This is a genomic window from Mycobacterium paraterrae (assembly GCF_022430545.2).
GTDB classification, from domain to species: Bacteria; Actinomycetota; Actinomycetes; order Mycobacteriales; family Mycobacteriaceae; genus Mycobacterium; species Mycobacterium paraterrae.
Genome location: NZ_CP092488.2, coordinates 1,003,074 through 1,017,792 on the forward strand (window position 1 = coordinate 1,003,074; position 14,719 = coordinate 1,017,792).

Consider the following 14,719-nt stretch of genomic DNA (forward strand, 5'->3'; position numbering starts at 1 on the left):
TCAGCGGCCCAGCAGGAAGTCGATGTGCAGACGGTCGAAAGTCTTGGTGTCTTCGTATTGAGGCCAGTGGCCGCAGCCCGACATCACCTCGAACCGGGCGCCGGGAATCATCGACGCGATGCGGCGACCCTCGGTGACGTCGGCGGTGGGGTCGTCACTGGTCCACAGCACCAAAGTGGGCGCGGTGATTGCGCCGTAGTCGTCGGCGCTCATTAGGTTACGTGCGCGGATCTCGGGATCCTGCAGCGCCATGATGTCGCGCATCGCGTTCACGAAACCCGGTTGACGGTACACCCGCTGGCGGCTCGCCACCAGGTCGTCGTAATCCTTTGTCTTGTCGGCCATCAGCCATTTGATGCGCGCCTGCACGGTCTCCCAACTCGGGTTCTCGGCTGCCGCCATCGAGAGCGTGATGATCCGCTTCATCACTTCCGGGTCGGCCTGCGACCCGCCGGCGGTGTTGAGCACCAGACGGTCGACCTTGCCGGGATGATCGGCCGCGGCACGCGAAACCACCCAGCCGCCAAGGGATTCCCCCGACAGATGCGCACGCTCGACGCCGATCGCGTCCATAAACGCGAACAAGTGGTCGACATAGTGGTGAATCTCCAACGGGTGACCGGGTTTGTCGGTGTACCCGTGACCCAGCATGTCGATCGACCACGTCGAGAAGTGCTCGGCATGCGCCTCGAGGTTGCGGACGTAGGCCTCGGCATGGCCGCCAGAGCCGTGCAGCAGGATCAGTGGCGGCTTGCTGTCGTCACCCGCGTGCAGATAACGCGTTCGTACGCCGGCGGCGTTCAGATAGCCCTGTGCGAACGGGACACCTTGCAGGTCACTCCACACGCTTTCGTGCTCGGCCACCGGTTCCTCTCTTGCCGATCGGCGGAAATGTGGTTCTCGTATCGCGTCAATGTAGTGTGCTAAAATCGCACACTAATGTGCACTATATATAGAGCATCACTCTCGGTGAGATGTCTGTCAAGCAGGATCGTGGCGAACTGAGATGGGCGAGACACCGAGAACATCCACCGCTCCCGGGTCGCAGACCCTGGCCCGCGGGTTGACCGCGTTGCAACTGGTCGCCGATGCGCCCGCGGGTATGACCGTGCAGCAGGTCGCCGACGGCATCGGCGTGCATCGCACGATCGCCTATCGCCTGCTCGCCACGCTGACTCAATTCCGGTTTGTCGCCAAAGGCGAAGACGGCCGCTACCGACCGGCGGCCGGCCTGGCGGTGCTTGGTGCGTCGTTCGACCGCAACATGCGTCAGTTGAGCGTGCCGATCCTGCGGGCGCTGGCCGACGATCTGGGAACAACAGTCTCGCTGCTCGTGGCCGAGGGCGATCAACAGGTCGCTGTCGCGGTGATCGTGCCGACGCAAGTGCCCTACCAGCTGGCGTTCCATGAAGGCAGCCGTTATCCGTTGGATCGCGGTGCGGCGGGTATCGCGTTGCTGGCCAGCCTGCCGCCGAGGCCCGACGAACGCGATCTGGTGGCCAGTGCCCGCGCTCAAGGCTGGGTGATCACTCACGGCGAGATCGAGCCCAACACTTACGGTTTGGCGGTGCCGGTACACCGTGACCTGTGGTCGTCGCCGGCATGCATCAACCTGATCTCCCATCGGGAGGACGTCGTGATGAGCGGCAAGGACGCAGTCGTCAGGGCAGCCAAGGAATTGTCGGCGGTCCTCGGCTGACCGATCGAAAGGAACTGAACAACCTATGCCTTGGGATCAGGAAGTCGACGTCGTCGTGCTGGGTAGCGGAGGCGCCGCACTCGCCGCTGCGCTGACCGCCGCCGCCAGCGGCGCATCGGTGGCGGTCTACGAGAAGGCCGCGACGGTCGGTGGCACCACCGCCGTTTCTGGTGGCGTGGTGTGGATTCCGGCGCACAACCGCTCCCCCGATGGCGAACTGTCGATCGAGGATGCGCTCAGCTACCTGCGCGCCCAGTCGCTCGGCTCGATGGACGATGCGCTGGTTGAGACGTTCGTCCGGACCGGTCCCGCGATGCTCGACTTCATCGAGGCCCACAGCAGCCTGCGCTTCGAAATCGCGGCCGGATTCCCCGATTACAAGCCGGAGCTACCCGGCGGGCAGCCCGGGGGCGGGCGGTCGTTGAGCGCCGCCCCCTTCGACCTCAATCAACTCGGCGAGTGGAGCGACCGGATCACCGCGTTCCCACAGGACTGGTCGAACGTCGGGTTCGACGCCGAGACCCGGGCCCGGCTGTACGCCGGCGGCGACCCGAATGCCGACCTGTGCGTGGCGGGCACCGCACTGATCGCCGGGCTGCTCAAAGGTTTGCTCGACGCGGGCGTCACGCCGCAGACCAGTGCCCGCGCCGAGGAACTCATCGCCGAAAACGGGCGAATAATCGGCGTGCGGATCGCCACGGAAGGCGGCCCGTTGACCGTGCAGGCCCGCACCGGCGTCATCCTTGGCACCGGCGGATTCGAGTGGAATCCGGCTCTGGTCAACGCTTTTCTGCGTGGCCCGATGCACGGCTCCGTGTCGCCACCCAACAACACCGGCGACGGGCTGCGCATGGCGATGGCGCACGGCGCCGACTTGGCCAACATGGGCGAGGCCTGGTGGGTGCCGATCGTCCAGATCCCGGGCGACACGATCGACGGCCATCAACGCAGCCGCAGCGTGCGACTCGAGCGCACGCGGCCACGCAGCATCATCGTCAACCGGCTCGGCCGACGATTCGTCAACGAGGCGTGTGACTACAACTCGATGGCCGGCGCGTTCCACTACCTGGACCCGCGCGACGGCTACGTCAACGACCCGGCCTGGATGGTTTTCGACTCCCAGCACCTCAAGCGCTACGGGTTTTTGGGCGTGGACCCCGACGGCCCGGTCCCGGACTGGTTCTGCGAATCCGCGGATCTGAATGAGTTGTCCGCCAAGACCGGGATCGCACTCGACGGGCTGAACCGCACCATCGGCGCCTGGAACCACAATGTCGGCGAGGGGGTCGACCCCGACTTCGGCCGTGGCTCAAGCGCTTACGACGGGTACTGGGGCGACGAGCACGCCACGACACTCGCCGGTAAGACTCTCGGCCCGGTGGACACCGCGCCGTTCTACGCCGTTCCAGTGTCGGTAGGCGCGATGGGCACCAAAGGCGGACCGCGCACCGACCGCGACGGGCGCGTCCTGCATGTCAGCGGCGGGTCGATCCCTGGGCTGTTCGCCGCGGGAAACGCGATGGGCGGCGTGACCGGCCGAGCCTACGGCGGAGCTGGCGGAACCATCGGTCCGGCAATGGTTTTCGGCTACCGCGCCGGATATGCCGCCGCGACCGGAAAGTCCGTCGACTAGCCCGGTCCCGCCGCTAGGCTCGCCATGTCGATGGCGGTCACGCTGTTGGCGATGAGTTCGGTGATGATTCCGGCGGTCTCCTCGGTGATGCGTGCAAGGGACGCCCCGTTCACGCGGGCTGCAAAAGCTTGCTCGTCGGCGTACACCTCGTACATGTAGAGCACGTTCGTTTGATCACGGGGCACCAGGATCTCGAATTGCAACGTGCCTGGCTCCTCGAGGCTGCGGGCGCGATGGGCGTCGAGCAGAGCGAGCAATTGTTCGCGGGAGCCCGGGACGAACTTCACGGACCCGAAGACGGTGAACGTCGGCATGGATTTCCTCCTCTGGATCGACGGGTTCGCAACCCGCTGGCCGGAACACGGTAAGACCGAATGTCATTCCATCCGGGTGGCCCAAAGTCGGAATACGGTGCGGGCCGTCCAGCGTTGGCCGGTGACGTGAAAGCGATCACGTACTCCCGAACGGGCGACAGCTCCGTCCTGCAACTGACCGACCGCGACATCGCCGAACCGGGTGCCGGTGAGGTGCGGGTGCGCGTCGCGCTGTCCGGCGTCAACCCGACCGACTGGAAGCGCCGCAGCGGCGCGACGTCCGGTCACCAGCTCGAGTTCCCCGAGCTGGTGCCCAACCAGGACGGCGCCGGCGTGGTTGACGCGATCGGCCCGGACGTCGCGGGGCTCGCCGTGGGTGACCGGGTGTGGGTCTTTATGGCCCAGCACCAACGTCCCGGTGGCACCGCCCAGGAGTACGTGGTGCTGCCCACCACCAACGTCGTGCCACTGCCCGACCGCGCCGGCTTCGAGGTCGGCGCCAGCCTCGGTGTGCCTGCGATGACCGCCCACCGCGCGCTGACCGTCGCGGAGGACTGGCCGGCGCGGCTGGCCCCCGGCTCCCTCGACGGCGCCACGGTCCTGATCGCCGGCGGCGCCGGAGCCGTCGGCCACGCCGCCATCCAGCTCGCCCGCTGGGCGGGAGCAAAGGTGATCACCACGGTCAGCAGCCCGGAGAAAGCCGCGCTGGCGACCGCCGCCGGCGCGCACCACGTCGTCAACTACAAGACCGAGCACGCCGCGACGGCCATCCGGGACATCGCTCACGGCGGCGTCGACATCATCGTCGAGGTCGCGCCTGCGCAGAACGCCGAACTCGACGCCGCGGTCGCCAACAACCGGGCGTCGATCGCGATCTACGCCAACAACGGCGGCGACAGCTTCACACTCGACATCCGGCCCAACATGATGGTCAACGCGCGCTACCAGTTCTTGATCCTCTACACCGTCGGCGACGAAGCACTGCGCCACGCCGCCGAGGACATCACGGCTGCGGCCGCCGACGGCGCCCTGGGCGTGGGCGAGGACGCCGGCCTGCCGCTGCACTTCTTCGACCTGGAGAACACCGCGGCCGCGCACGACGCCGTCGAAGCCGGGGTAACGGGCAAAGTTCTCATCCGGGTCGGCGAATAACCACGACACCAAAATGCGAGGAGAAGCAGATGATGAGGGCTGGAACGCTGACCTTTGACTTCACTGATGCCGCCGTGCTGATCACCGGCGGCGGTACCGGTATCGGGTTGGCAATAGCGCGAGCGTTCACCGATGCGGGCGCCACGGTCCTCATCACCGGGCGTCGGCGGGAGGTTCTCGACGAGGCCGTCGCTGGTCTACCCGAAGGCCGTGCCTTCGCCGTGACGACCGACATGTCTGACCCCGAGCAGGTTCGTGGACTCGTCGACACCGCAGTGGCCCAGTTCGGCCGCCTCGACGTGGTGGTGAGCAACGCCGCCGGATATACCATGGGGCAGATCGACGAGCTGCCCGACGAGGATTGGGTCGCGATGCGCGCCACCAACATCGACGGGTTCTTCTACCTCGCCAAGCATGCGCTGCCAGTCCTGTCACGCACGAACGGCGCATTCGTCGCGATCTCCAGCATTTCCGGGCTTGGAGGCGACTGGGACCAGTCCGCGTACAACGCCACCAAGGGCGCGGTCTCGAACTTCGTGCGCGCGTTAGCGCTGGATTGGGGCGAACGCGGCGTACGCATCAATGCCGTCGCACCGGGCCTGACCGCGACCGCCCCGACCGCGCTGCTCACCGAGGATCCGACGTTGAATGCCCTGTTCTCCGGCCGTACCGCCCTGGGACGACTCGGACGTCCCGAGGACATCGCCCCGGCAGTGCTTTTCCTGGCCAGCGACGCCGCGGCCTACATCACCGGCCAGATCGTGGCCGTCGACGGCGGCGTAACCGCATCCAGCGGTCAAGCGCGCCTCCCCAAGGCCGCCGCACCGAGCTGACGAGACCGTCCGTCACGACCGCCACGCTTGAGCCTCAACGCTCGGCGAGGGACTGAGCCAAATCGATGGTGCCGGTGCTGATCGCGCCGATCACGCCGCCGTCGACGAGCAGATCGGTGCCGGTGATGAACGAAGCGGACGGACCGAGCAGGAACTCGACGGCGCCCGCGATGTCTTCGGGCGTGCCGTAGCGCCGCAGCCCGGAGTTGTCGACCATCGCCCGCATTAACGTGCCCGACTCGCTGTCGAGCTCCAGCCGTCCCATCGCCGTCGAGATGACTCCAGGGCTGATCGAGTTGATCCGTGCGCCGCGCTGACCCCAGGTCCCGGCCGCGGCGGCCACTCGAATCTGGTTGGCGCGCTTGGCGAACGGATAAGCCATCTGGCTACTGGTGATGCTGGCGCACGCATCGATGCCGAGCAGTTCCTCGGCGGGCAGGGTGGCCAGCTGTCGCGCCACCTCCGGATCAGGCGGGGGCATCATGTGGCCGGCCATGCTGGCGATGACGACGCCCGCGCCGCCGGGCTCGATCACCTTGCCGAATTCGTCGATGCTCAGCGCGACGCCCAGCAGGTCGACGGCTAGCACCGCCTCGGTGGAGGCTTGCTGCGGAGACAGGCCCGCCGTGTGCACGACCTTGGAGACCCGCCCGGCCTTCGACGCCGTTTCAGCGACCGCGGCCAGCGACTCACGGGACGTGACGTCGACCTCCTGCGTCACCACATAGTGGCCGTCTTCGGTGAGCGCCGCGGCCGTCGCCTCGAGACCCGCGGCGTTGATGTCGGCCAGCACGATGGCTCGGCCCGCCCCGCAGCGTCGGGCCACCGAGACGCCCATGCCGCCCACTCCGATGACGATCAGAACGTCGTTGTTCACGGTTTCCTCCGTTTCGGGAACTGGCGGCAGGCAACTGAGACGATATGAGAACAATATTCTCGCTTAGCGAGAGTATCTGCCACAGACGTCGCCAGCGGCGGCGCCCACCGATCTGCCCACCTTTGAGCGACAACCCGTTTTCCTGTCGCTCGAAGGTGGGCACGTCGGACGCCCCGGCACGACGGCTAATTCTTGTTGGCGTTGAACTTCGCGACGATGGCCCGGAAGTCCTCGGTCTGCATCGACTGGCTCTCCGCGGTCAGCGCGTAGTCGATAGTGGCGAGCACTGCTTTCTCGAGGTGGATGTTGAGGACGCGTTTGGTGCTTTCGACGGCCTGCTGCGGCAGTTCGAGGATCTTCTTTGCGGCCTTGATCGCCTCACCGAGGGGGTCGGCCACCGCGTGGTTGGCCAGGCCCAGTTCGACGGCCTTCGCGGCGGTGATCCGGGCACCGGTCAGCGCGTACTCCTTCGCCAGGAGCAGGCTGATGTGCAGCGGCCAGGTCAGCGGCCCGCCGTCGGCGGCGACCAGTCCTACTTGCACGTGCGGGTCGGCCAAGTAGGCGTCTTCGGCGATGTAGACGATGTCACTGAGCGCGACGAGGCTGCAGCCCAGCCCGACGGCTGGGCCGTTCACCGCGGCGACAACCGGGATCCGGCAGCGCGCCATGCCAAGGACGATCTCGCGCCCGTCGATGATGGTCTTGGCGCGCAGGTCGGCGTCGTTGGCCAGCTCTTCCAGGTACCCGAAGTCGCCGCCAGCCGAAAAAGCCCGTCCGGCACCGGTTATCACGGCGGCGCGAGCGGTCAGGTCGTCGCTGAGCCGCTGCCACAACTTGGCCAGCCCGTGGTGCAGATCGTCGTTGACGGAGTTGAGCGACTCCGGCCGGTTCAGGGTGATGATCCGCAGCGGACCGTCGGCCTGGACGTCGATTTCCTTTGGCATGTCGTACAAGTCAGACTCCTAGCTTCAAGATTCGGGACGCGATGATGTTTTTCTGAATCTGCGATGTGCCGCCCATGACGCTTTGCGCGCGGCTGTAGAAGTACGCCTCCAGCAGATTCGGGTCGTCGGTGCCCGACACCGCCAGCGCGGCATGGCCGACGGATTGTTCGACCCACGTCATCAACAGCTTGTCCAGCGACCCGTCCGAGGTGTGGGTTACCCCGTCGAGTTGCTCGGAGAGCCGTCGCCGCACGTGGTGGGTCAGCATCTCCGTTTGTACTGCGGCCCACGCGAGTTCCTCGTTGGGTGTATCGCCGTTACGCGCGGCCATCTGGCGCACCAGCTTGCCGTAGCGTGCCGCGAAACCCAACGTCGAAGGCTCCCGCTCGTGGCCGACGACGGTCATGGCCAACGGCCAGCCGTCGCCGGGTTCGCCGACCATGTTCTCGACCGGAACCGTGGCGCCGTCGAACAGCACCTGCCCGAACTCTTTGGTCACTCCGCTGATCATCTGTAGCGGACGTTGTTGCACGCCAGGCTGTTTCATCGGGATGATGAAGGCCGAGATGCCGCGGTGCCGTTTGGGCTCGGGGTCGGTGCGCGCCAGGAGCAGACACCAGTCGGCGACGTCGGAGTAGCTGGTCCAGATTTTGTGCCCGTTGACCACGTAGTGATCGCCCTGCCGGACGGCGGTGGTGGTCAGCGACGCGAGGTCCGACCCGGAACCGGGTTCGCTGAACCCCTGACACCACCGTTCGGTGCCGTTGATCATGCCGGGCAGGAAGCGCGCGCACAGTTCCTTGCTGGCGTGCCGGGTCAGACCGGCTACCAGGTAGCCGAGGCTCGGGCGGGCGGGCGCCTCGGCGCGGGCCAGCTCCTCGTCGAGGATGACGTCGTATACCGGCGGCAATTCCTGCCCCCCGTATTCACGCGGCCAGGACAGCCCGAAGAAGCCGCCCTCATACAGCGCGCGGTGCCATTCGCCCTGGCGGGCCCAGTATTCGTCTCCCGAAGTGGGAAACTCCTTGGCGTGCTGGGAAAGCCAAATACGCAACCGGTCGCGAAACGCCGCTTCGTCGGTCGAGTCACGGAAGTCCAACGCTGATCTCCTCCAGCTTGACGGGCCACAGTTGAGTGGAGGTGAGCACGCGACGCAGGAAGACGTGCGCGAGGCATTCCCAGGTATTGCCGATGCCGCCGTGCACCTGGATCGCGGTCTCGCAGACAGTCCGTGCCGCACGCGCGCAGTACACCTTGGCAAACCGTCCGGCACGGATCGCCTCCGCCGGCTCCAGTTCGTCGACCGCCCAGGCCGCGTGGCGAGCGATGCTGATCGATCCTTCGATCAGGGCCAGGCTTTCCGCGAGCAGGTGGGCGATGGCCTGATACGAGCCGATCGTCTTGCCATACTGCTCGCGGATTTTCGCGTATTCGACCGCCAAGGTGTGCGCACCGCGGGAAGCGCCGACCAGGTCGGCCGAAATGGTCGCCAGTGCCAGCGCCAACCAGCGCTGCGCATCTTCAGAGGCCAGATCGCCGACAGCCGTGAAGTTTTCGGAAATCTCAGCGGTGGCCCGCGTCAGGTCGACGGCATCGAGGTTTGCACCCACGTCGACGGCCGACACGGCCGTGCCATCCAGCCGCAAAGCGCGGCGGTACCCGCGCGCATCGATCGCACGACCGCCGACGGCGATGGTCGACCCGGAGGCGTCGTCGCCGACTCGGCGCGCGAGGTCGTCGGCCAGCACCGGCCCGAGGAACGGCGCGTCGACCAGCCCCCGGCCGAATTCCTCCGCGACGATGGCGACTTCGACCGCCGACGCTTCGTCGGAACGCAGTGAACGCCACCCGGTGATCTGAATTTGCTTGTCCAGGCGCGCGATTCGGTCGGCGTCGCCGAGGTCCTGCACAGACCCCGGTCCGAGATCGTCGGCGAGTTTTGCCGACGCGTCGCGCAATTGCCGTTGCTCAGCTGTCAGACGTACATCCATAGCGCTCCTTGAGGACTCGGCGCAGCACCTTTCCCGAAGGCAGCCGAGGTATTTCGGGCACGAACACCACGCGACTCACACGCTTGTAGGACGCCAAGCGCTCCCCGACCCGGGCCGTCAGCTCGGCGGCGTCGACCGGCTCACGCGTGGCGATTGCGGCTACCACCAGTTCGCCGTCGGCACCATCGGGGACACCGAACACCGCGCAGTCCTCGACAGCGGGGTGTTCGTGTAGGACGGTCTCCACCTCGGCGGGCGCGACCTGGAATCCGCGGACCTTGATCATCTCTTTGGATCGGTCGGTGATGCGCAACCATCCGTCGTCATCCAGATAGCCGATGTCGCCGGTCCGATACCAGCCGTCGCACAACACTTCTCGGGTCGCCTCATCGGGCAGGTAGCCAGCCATCAGCGATTGAGCCTTCGCCTGAATCTCTCCAACTTCGCCGACGTGGAGCGGCTCACCGGTCTGCTGCGACGTCACTCGCACCTGGACTCCCGGGATGGGACGGCCGACGGTGTCGAGCCGGGCCCCGTCGCGTGGATTGCAGGCGATCACCGGCAGTTCCGTGGTGCCATAGGCCGGCACCCACCCGACTCCGGTGCGACGAGTGACCGTCTCGGCGACGCTGCCGCTGACCGGCGTCGCGCCCCACATGATGAACCGCAACGACGACAGGTCATAGGATTCGAGTCGGGCATGCTGCGCGATGGCTAAAGCGATTGGAGCGACGGCCATTTCGACGGTAATCCGGTCGTCGTTGATGTGCTGCAGCATCCGGTCGATGTCGAATCGGCGATGCAGGCGCATCCACACCCCGGTCTGTAACGCGGTCACGATGTTCAACAGACCGAGAATGTGCGACGGCGGAGTGACGATCTGGATGCGGTCGGCAGCGGTCAAGCCCATCGCGTCGCGCCAGTGCCCCACCGCGGTCTGCAACGAATGATGAGTGTGCCGAACCGCTTTCGGCAGACCCGTAGTGCCGGAACTGAACGCCAGCATGGCATCGGCACCCTTCGGGGGTGCCGAGCCCGGCGTGGGATCGCCGGGGGTGATCGGCTCGTCGAGGTGCAGCATCGGCATCAGATCAGCGAGCACCTCGTGGTCGCCGACGCCGTGCGACGGATTGGTCAACGCCAGCGCGTGCTGGACCTCGTGCCGTTTCCAGGCGGGGCTGATCAGTACGACGGTGGCGGCCAACCGCCAGATGGCGTACAGGGCGACGACGAACTCGGGACGGTTGGAGCTCATCAATGCGACCCGCTGGCCGGCCCGCACGCCACGCTGACGCAGTCTGATGGCAAGACCGTCGGCCAACGCCTCGAGCTGCGGCAACGTGAACTGCCGCTCCTCGAAGACCAGCGCCGTCGGAGACATTGAGACGATCCTATCGTTTTGGGAGAATAGTATTCTCTTAAGCGAAGAACGCAAAGTGTGGAAGGTGTGGGGATGACGGTGGCCGGTGACGTCGACTCGATCGGCACGGTGAACATCCGGCTCGATCGCAAGAAGGTGTCGGTGCCGCGAGTGCCGGGAGAGACGCTGTTGGAAAGCGCGCGACGAGCCGGCCTGTCACCCCCGTTCAGCTGTGAAGCCGGCAACTGCGGGACTTGCATGGCCAAGCTGATCGACGGCGAGGCCACCATGCGCACGAATGACGTGCTCGAGGACGACGAGATCGCCGAGGGCTACATCCTGACCTGCCAGGCCGTGCCGGACACCGCATCGATCACCGTCGAGTACGAATAAGGGGAATGGATCGCGGCCGTTGTGGGCTGAAGCACACATGACCGACCTTCCCGCTTTCGAGAAACTGGCCGCGGCCGATCAAGGCCTCGTCGTCTTCACCACGCTGCGTCGCGACGGCAGTGCGCAATCGTCCGTCGTCAACGCCGGGGTGCTCCCCCATCCACTGACCGACGAGCCGGTGGTCGCCCTCGTCGCCATCGGGGGCGCCCGCAAGCTCGACCACCTCCGGACCGATCCGCGCACCACTGTCACGGCCCGGTCCGGTTGGCAGTGGGCCACCGTCGAAGGCACCGCGCAATTGATCGGTCCCGACGATCCGCACCCGGACGTGGACGACGAGCGGCTGCGGGTGCTGCTTCGCGAGATCTTTACCGCGGCCGGAGGCACCCATGACGACTGGGATACCTACGACCGGGTGATGCGCGAACAGCGTCGGACCGCGGTTTTGATCTCACCGAATCGCGTGTACTCGAACCCGTCCCGCGACTAGACGAGCGTCGGCGCTTAAGGCCCTCCTCGTTGACTCTGCGCCCATGGCGTGAAAATGCGAGTGGTCAGCGCCCTCGACGCAGAGTCAACGGGCGCTCTCGAAGTAGTGGCCGGCCTCGATGTCGGCGAGCAACCCGACGTGTTCCGGGTGCCAGTCGAGCACCTTCTGGGTCAGCTCGTTGGACGTCGCGTTGTCCAGCGAGGCGAACATCGCCAGAAATCCGAAGTGATCCGGCCCCTGCTCGGCGGTGATGCTTCTGACCGGCAGATCCAGTTTGCGGCCGATGACCTCGGCGATGTCACGGAACGGCACACCTTCGTCGGCGACACCGTGCAGCCTGGTGCCCGCGGGCGCGGATTCCAGTGCCAGCCGGTACATTCGTGCCGCGTCGAGTGTGTGCACGGCGGGCCAGCGGTTGGCGCCGTCGCCGATGTAGGCGGAGACACCGGCTTTGCGGGCGCTGTCGATGATGTGGTGGGTGAAGCCGTGGTGGTCCAGGTCGCTGTGCACCAGTGGAGCCAGCCGGATAACGGACGATCGAACTCCCTTGTCCGCCAACGCGATCACGGCGTTCTCCGCGTCAATTCTCGGACCGGCCGGCAGCGTGTCGTTCTCGGTCGCGAGGCGCCCCTCGACGAACGCCACCATCAGCGTCCCCCCCGTGCTGACGAACGGCTTGCCTGATCCGATCAATGCTTCGCCGATCGCCTCGACGGCCTGCCGGTCCGACTCGACCGAGCCGAGGAAGTCGTCGAAGTTGTGTTTGAAGGCCAGGTGGATCACGCCGTCCGAGGCGGCCGCGGCTTCACGCAGACCGTCGAGGTCGTCGAGATCACCGCGGTATACGTCGGCGCCCTGGGCCGCCAGCGCGGCAGCGCCCTGGTCCGAGCGGGACAGCCCGACGACCTGATGCCCGGCCTGCAGCAATTCCGGCACGACCGCCGACCCGATGTGACCCGTTGCGCCGGTGACGAAAACTCGCATGTTGATCTCCCTGAATACGACGTTGAAGCGGTGACACCACCCTGCGTCCGCGGCATCGGATGCGTCCAAGACTTGTTTCGAATGGCTCAATACCGATCAGGCATCACCGCATGTCGGGCTGCCTTTCCTTGGGCCCTGATGCCGTTGCGGCGGTTACGCTCCGGGTATGGACGACACGTCAGCCGATCTCGACCTCCGGTTGGTGCGCTATTTCGTCGTGGTCGCCGAGCATCGCCATTTCGGTCGCGCGGCCACCGCGCTGCGTGTCGCGCAACCGTCACTGAGTCGGCAAATCCGGCGTCTAGAGCAGCAACTGGGTGCCCGTCTACTCGACCGCACTCCACAGGGCACCCGACTCACCGACGCCGGCGAGGCTTTTCTGCCGTCGGCTAAGGCTCTGCTGCGGTCCGCGAACCGGGCGGCGGCGCAGACCCGAGCCGCGGCGCAACCGAGCCGGATCACGGTCGGTTACACGACGGGGATGATCGTCACGCCGGCGGTCCGTGAAATGCGGCGGCAACACCCCGACGCCGAGGTGAAGGCGGTGCACCTGGACTGGACCGTGGCGCGCCAATCCTTGCTCGATCATCGGGTGGACGCCGTGGTGACGCGGTTGCCGTTTCCGACCGACCGGTTGCACGTCACGATCCTCTACGACGAGCCACGGGTGCTGGTCGTGTCGCGTGAACACCGGCTGGCCGGCAAGGAGTCGATCACAATCGATGACATCGCCGACGAGCCGATGCCGCAAGTTCGCGGTTCGGACCCCGTGTGGAATGCGTTCTGGCGCATCGATCCTCGTCCGGATGGGCGACGCGCCCCCGACGGCCCGTTCATCGAGGCGATCGAGGACAAGTTCGAGGTGATCGCGGCCGGTCAAGCGGTGGCGATTTCCGCGGGTTCGCATATCAGCGCCCTGCGCCCAGACCTGACGACAATTCCGCTCGAAGGCGTGGAGCCATGCCATGTCGTAGTGGCGTGCCGGGCCGACGACCACAGTCGGCTGGTGGCGTCCTTCCGCAAGCTCGCCGGGCAGCACCTCACCGCGCCTTAGCGAAGTTGGGCGCCTAACTCCGAAATCATCTCGCGGGTACGCCGTTTCGAGGCGATCAGCTCTTCGCGGTTGTCGCCGATCGGCAGCAACCGCACCGACAGGTCGGTCACACCGGCGTCGGCGAATCGACGCATCCGCGCCAGGATGGCGTCCTCGTCGCCGGCCGCGCAGATGTCGCCGACGTCGCGGGCGTCGCCGTAATCCAGGAGCCGCTGATAGTTCGGCGACACCTCGGCCTCGCCCAGAATCCGGTTGGCCCGCTCCTTGGCCGCATCAATTTCGTTTGTGGCACACAGGCATACCGGAATCCCCGCGACGATTCGCGGTGCCGGGCGGCCCGCGTTGGCGGCGGCCTTGGTGATCCGCGGCACCACATGGTTGGCGACGGCACGCTCGTCGGCCATCCAGAGCACGGTGCCGTCGGCGTGCTCGCCGGCCAGCGCCAACATCACCGGACCGAGTGCCGCGACGAACACCGGCAACGGCGCGACCGGGGCGAGATCGTTCGGGTTGTGCACGGTGAAGTGCTCGTTCTCGACGTCGATCTGACCGGGGCCGGCGAAAGCCGCCCGCAACACCTCGAGGTAGTCGCGGGTGTAGGCGGCGGGCTTTTCGTAGGGCAGTCCCAGCATGTCTTGGATGATCCAGTGGTGCGACGGCCCGACGCCCAGCGCCAGCCGTCCTCCCGTCGAGGCATGCGTCGACAACGCTTGGCGCGCCAGCGCGACCGGGTGCTGCGCCTGTAGCGGGACGACCGCGGTGCCGAGCTCGATGCGGGTGGTGCGGGTACCCATCAGCGCGACGGCCAGCAGCGCGTCGAAGTCGTTGGGCACCTGCGGGATCCATGCGGTGTCCATGCCCGCGTTCTCAGCCCACTCGATGTCGGCGAGCAGCCGAGAAACCTTGCGCGCGGAATCCCCACGCTCGGCGCCGATCATTACTCCGAGACGCACGGCTCCTCCAAAGTGTCGTTATCCGTCGAAGATAACGTACTT

Annotated in this window: 16 protein-coding genes; 7 read left to right on the forward strand and 9 right to left on the reverse strand. The window is 66.5% G+C overall.

The genetic code is table 11. The features are described from left to right. Positions 1-864: an alpha/beta fold hydrolase gene (locus tag MKK62_RS04670; protein WP_240262140.1), complete on the reverse strand. Its 864-nt coding sequence runs from the start codon at positions 862-864 to the stop codon at positions 1-3. Positions 865-1,006: 142 nt separating this feature from the next. Here MKK62_RS04670 and MKK62_RS04675 point away from each other — a divergent pair, with 142 nt between their 5' ends. Then, positions 1,007-1,699, forward strand: a complete 693-nt coding sequence (locus MKK62_RS04675; RefSeq protein ID WP_240262139.1) for an IclR family transcriptional regulator — start codon at positions 1,007-1,009, stop codon at positions 1,697-1,699. Positions 1,700-1,724: 25 nt separating this feature from the next. After that, positions 1,725-3,332, forward strand: coding sequence for an FAD-dependent oxidoreductase (locus MKK62_RS04680; RefSeq protein WP_240262138.1), 1,608 nt, complete (start codon positions 1,725-1,727; stop codon positions 3,330-3,332). On the opposite strand, the gene MKK62_RS04685 is transcribed toward MKK62_RS04680, so the two are convergent. Further along, on the reverse strand, positions 3,329-3,646 hold the full coding sequence (locus tag MKK62_RS04685) for a putative quinol monooxygenase (RefSeq protein WP_240262137.1): 318 nt from the start codon (positions 3,644-3,646) through the stop codon (positions 3,329-3,331). The genes MKK62_RS04680 and MKK62_RS04685 overlap by 4 nt on opposite strands. 60 nt (positions 3,647-3,706) lie before the next feature. On the opposite strand from MKK62_RS04685, the gene MKK62_RS04690 reads away from it, so the two are divergent. Further along, positions 3,707-4,798: an NADPH:quinone reductase gene (locus tag MKK62_RS04690; protein ID WP_240262136.1), complete on the forward strand. Its 1,092-nt coding sequence runs from the start codon at positions 3,707-3,709 to the stop codon at positions 4,796-4,798. Between the two features lie 29 nt (positions 4,799-4,827). Next, positions 4,828-5,631 (forward strand): meso-2,3-butanediol dehydrogenase, encoded by an 804-nt coding sequence (gene budC / locus MKK62_RS04695; RefSeq protein ID WP_240262135.1) that lies wholly within the window; start codon positions 4,828-4,830, stop codon positions 5,629-5,631. Positions 5,632-5,665: 34 nt separating this feature from the next. On the opposite strand, the gene MKK62_RS04700 is transcribed toward budC, so the two are convergent. The 5 genes from MKK62_RS04700 to MKK62_RS04720 form a co-directional block, all read right to left on the reverse strand. Further along, a complete protein-coding gene (locus MKK62_RS04700; RefSeq protein WP_240262134.1) occupies positions 5,666-6,508 on the reverse strand; it encodes an SDR family oxidoreductase in 843 nt (280 codons plus the stop codon). A 185-nt stretch (positions 6,509-6,693) separates the two neighbouring features. Beyond that, complete coding sequence (locus MKK62_RS04705; RefSeq protein WP_240262133.1) at positions 6,694-7,461, reverse strand: enoyl-CoA hydratase/isomerase family protein; 768 nt, start codon at positions 7,459-7,461, stop codon at positions 6,694-6,696. 1 nt (position 7,462) lies between these two features. After that, positions 7,463-8,551 carry an acyl-CoA dehydrogenase family protein gene (locus MKK62_RS04710; protein ID WP_240262132.1) on the reverse strand — a complete coding sequence of 363 codons (1,089 nt, stop codon included), beginning with the start codon at positions 8,549-8,551 and terminating at the stop codon, positions 7,463-7,465. Further along, a complete protein-coding gene (locus tag MKK62_RS04715; RefSeq protein WP_240262131.1) occupies positions 8,538-9,443 on the reverse strand; it encodes an acyl-CoA dehydrogenase family protein in 906 nt (301 codons plus the stop codon). The genes MKK62_RS04710 and MKK62_RS04715 overlap by 14 nt, the downstream gene beginning before the upstream one ends. Further along, positions 9,421-10,824 carry a class I adenylate-forming enzyme family protein gene (locus tag MKK62_RS04720; RefSeq protein ID WP_240262130.1) on the reverse strand — a complete coding sequence of 468 codons (1,404 nt, stop codon included), beginning with the start codon at positions 10,822-10,824 and terminating at the stop codon, positions 9,421-9,423. The genes MKK62_RS04715 and MKK62_RS04720 overlap by 23 nt, the downstream gene beginning before the upstream one ends. Before the next feature lie 72 nt (positions 10,825-10,896). Between MKK62_RS04720 and MKK62_RS04725 the strand changes: the two genes are divergently transcribed. Together MKK62_RS04725 and MKK62_RS04730 are read left to right on the forward strand one after the other, a co-directional pair. After that, positions 10,897-11,196 carry a 2Fe-2S iron-sulfur cluster-binding protein gene (locus MKK62_RS04725; RefSeq protein WP_240262129.1) on the forward strand — a complete coding sequence of 100 codons (300 nt, stop codon included), beginning with the start codon at positions 10,897-10,899 and terminating at the stop codon, positions 11,194-11,196. A gap of 37 nt (positions 11,197-11,233) precedes the next feature. After that, positions 11,234-11,686, forward strand: coding sequence for a TIGR03618 family F420-dependent PPOX class oxidoreductase (locus MKK62_RS04730; protein WP_240262128.1), 453 nt, complete (start codon positions 11,234-11,236; stop codon positions 11,684-11,686). Positions 11,687-11,770: 84 nt separating this feature from the next. Here the strand turns inward: MKK62_RS04730 and MKK62_RS04735 are convergent, their stop codons facing one another. Further along, the gene (locus tag MKK62_RS04735; protein WP_240262127.1) at positions 11,771-12,670 is read right to left on the reverse strand and encodes an SDR family oxidoreductase; all 900 of its coding nucleotides are present in this window, start codon (positions 12,668-12,670) and stop codon (positions 11,771-11,773) included. A gap of 166 nt (positions 12,671-12,836) precedes the next feature. Between MKK62_RS04735 and MKK62_RS04740 the strand changes: the two genes are divergently transcribed. Beyond that, positions 12,837-13,724: a LysR family transcriptional regulator gene (locus MKK62_RS04740; RefSeq protein WP_240262126.1), complete on the forward strand. Its 888-nt coding sequence runs from the start codon at positions 12,837-12,839 to the stop codon at positions 13,722-13,724. Here the strand turns inward: MKK62_RS04740 and MKK62_RS04745 are convergent. Continuing rightward, positions 13,721-14,677: an LLM class F420-dependent oxidoreductase gene (locus MKK62_RS04745; RefSeq protein WP_240262125.1), complete on the reverse strand. Its 957-nt coding sequence runs from the start codon at positions 14,675-14,677 to the stop codon at positions 13,721-13,723. The genes MKK62_RS04740 and MKK62_RS04745 overlap by 4 nt on opposite strands. Positions 14,678-14,719 lie beyond the last annotated feature (42 nt).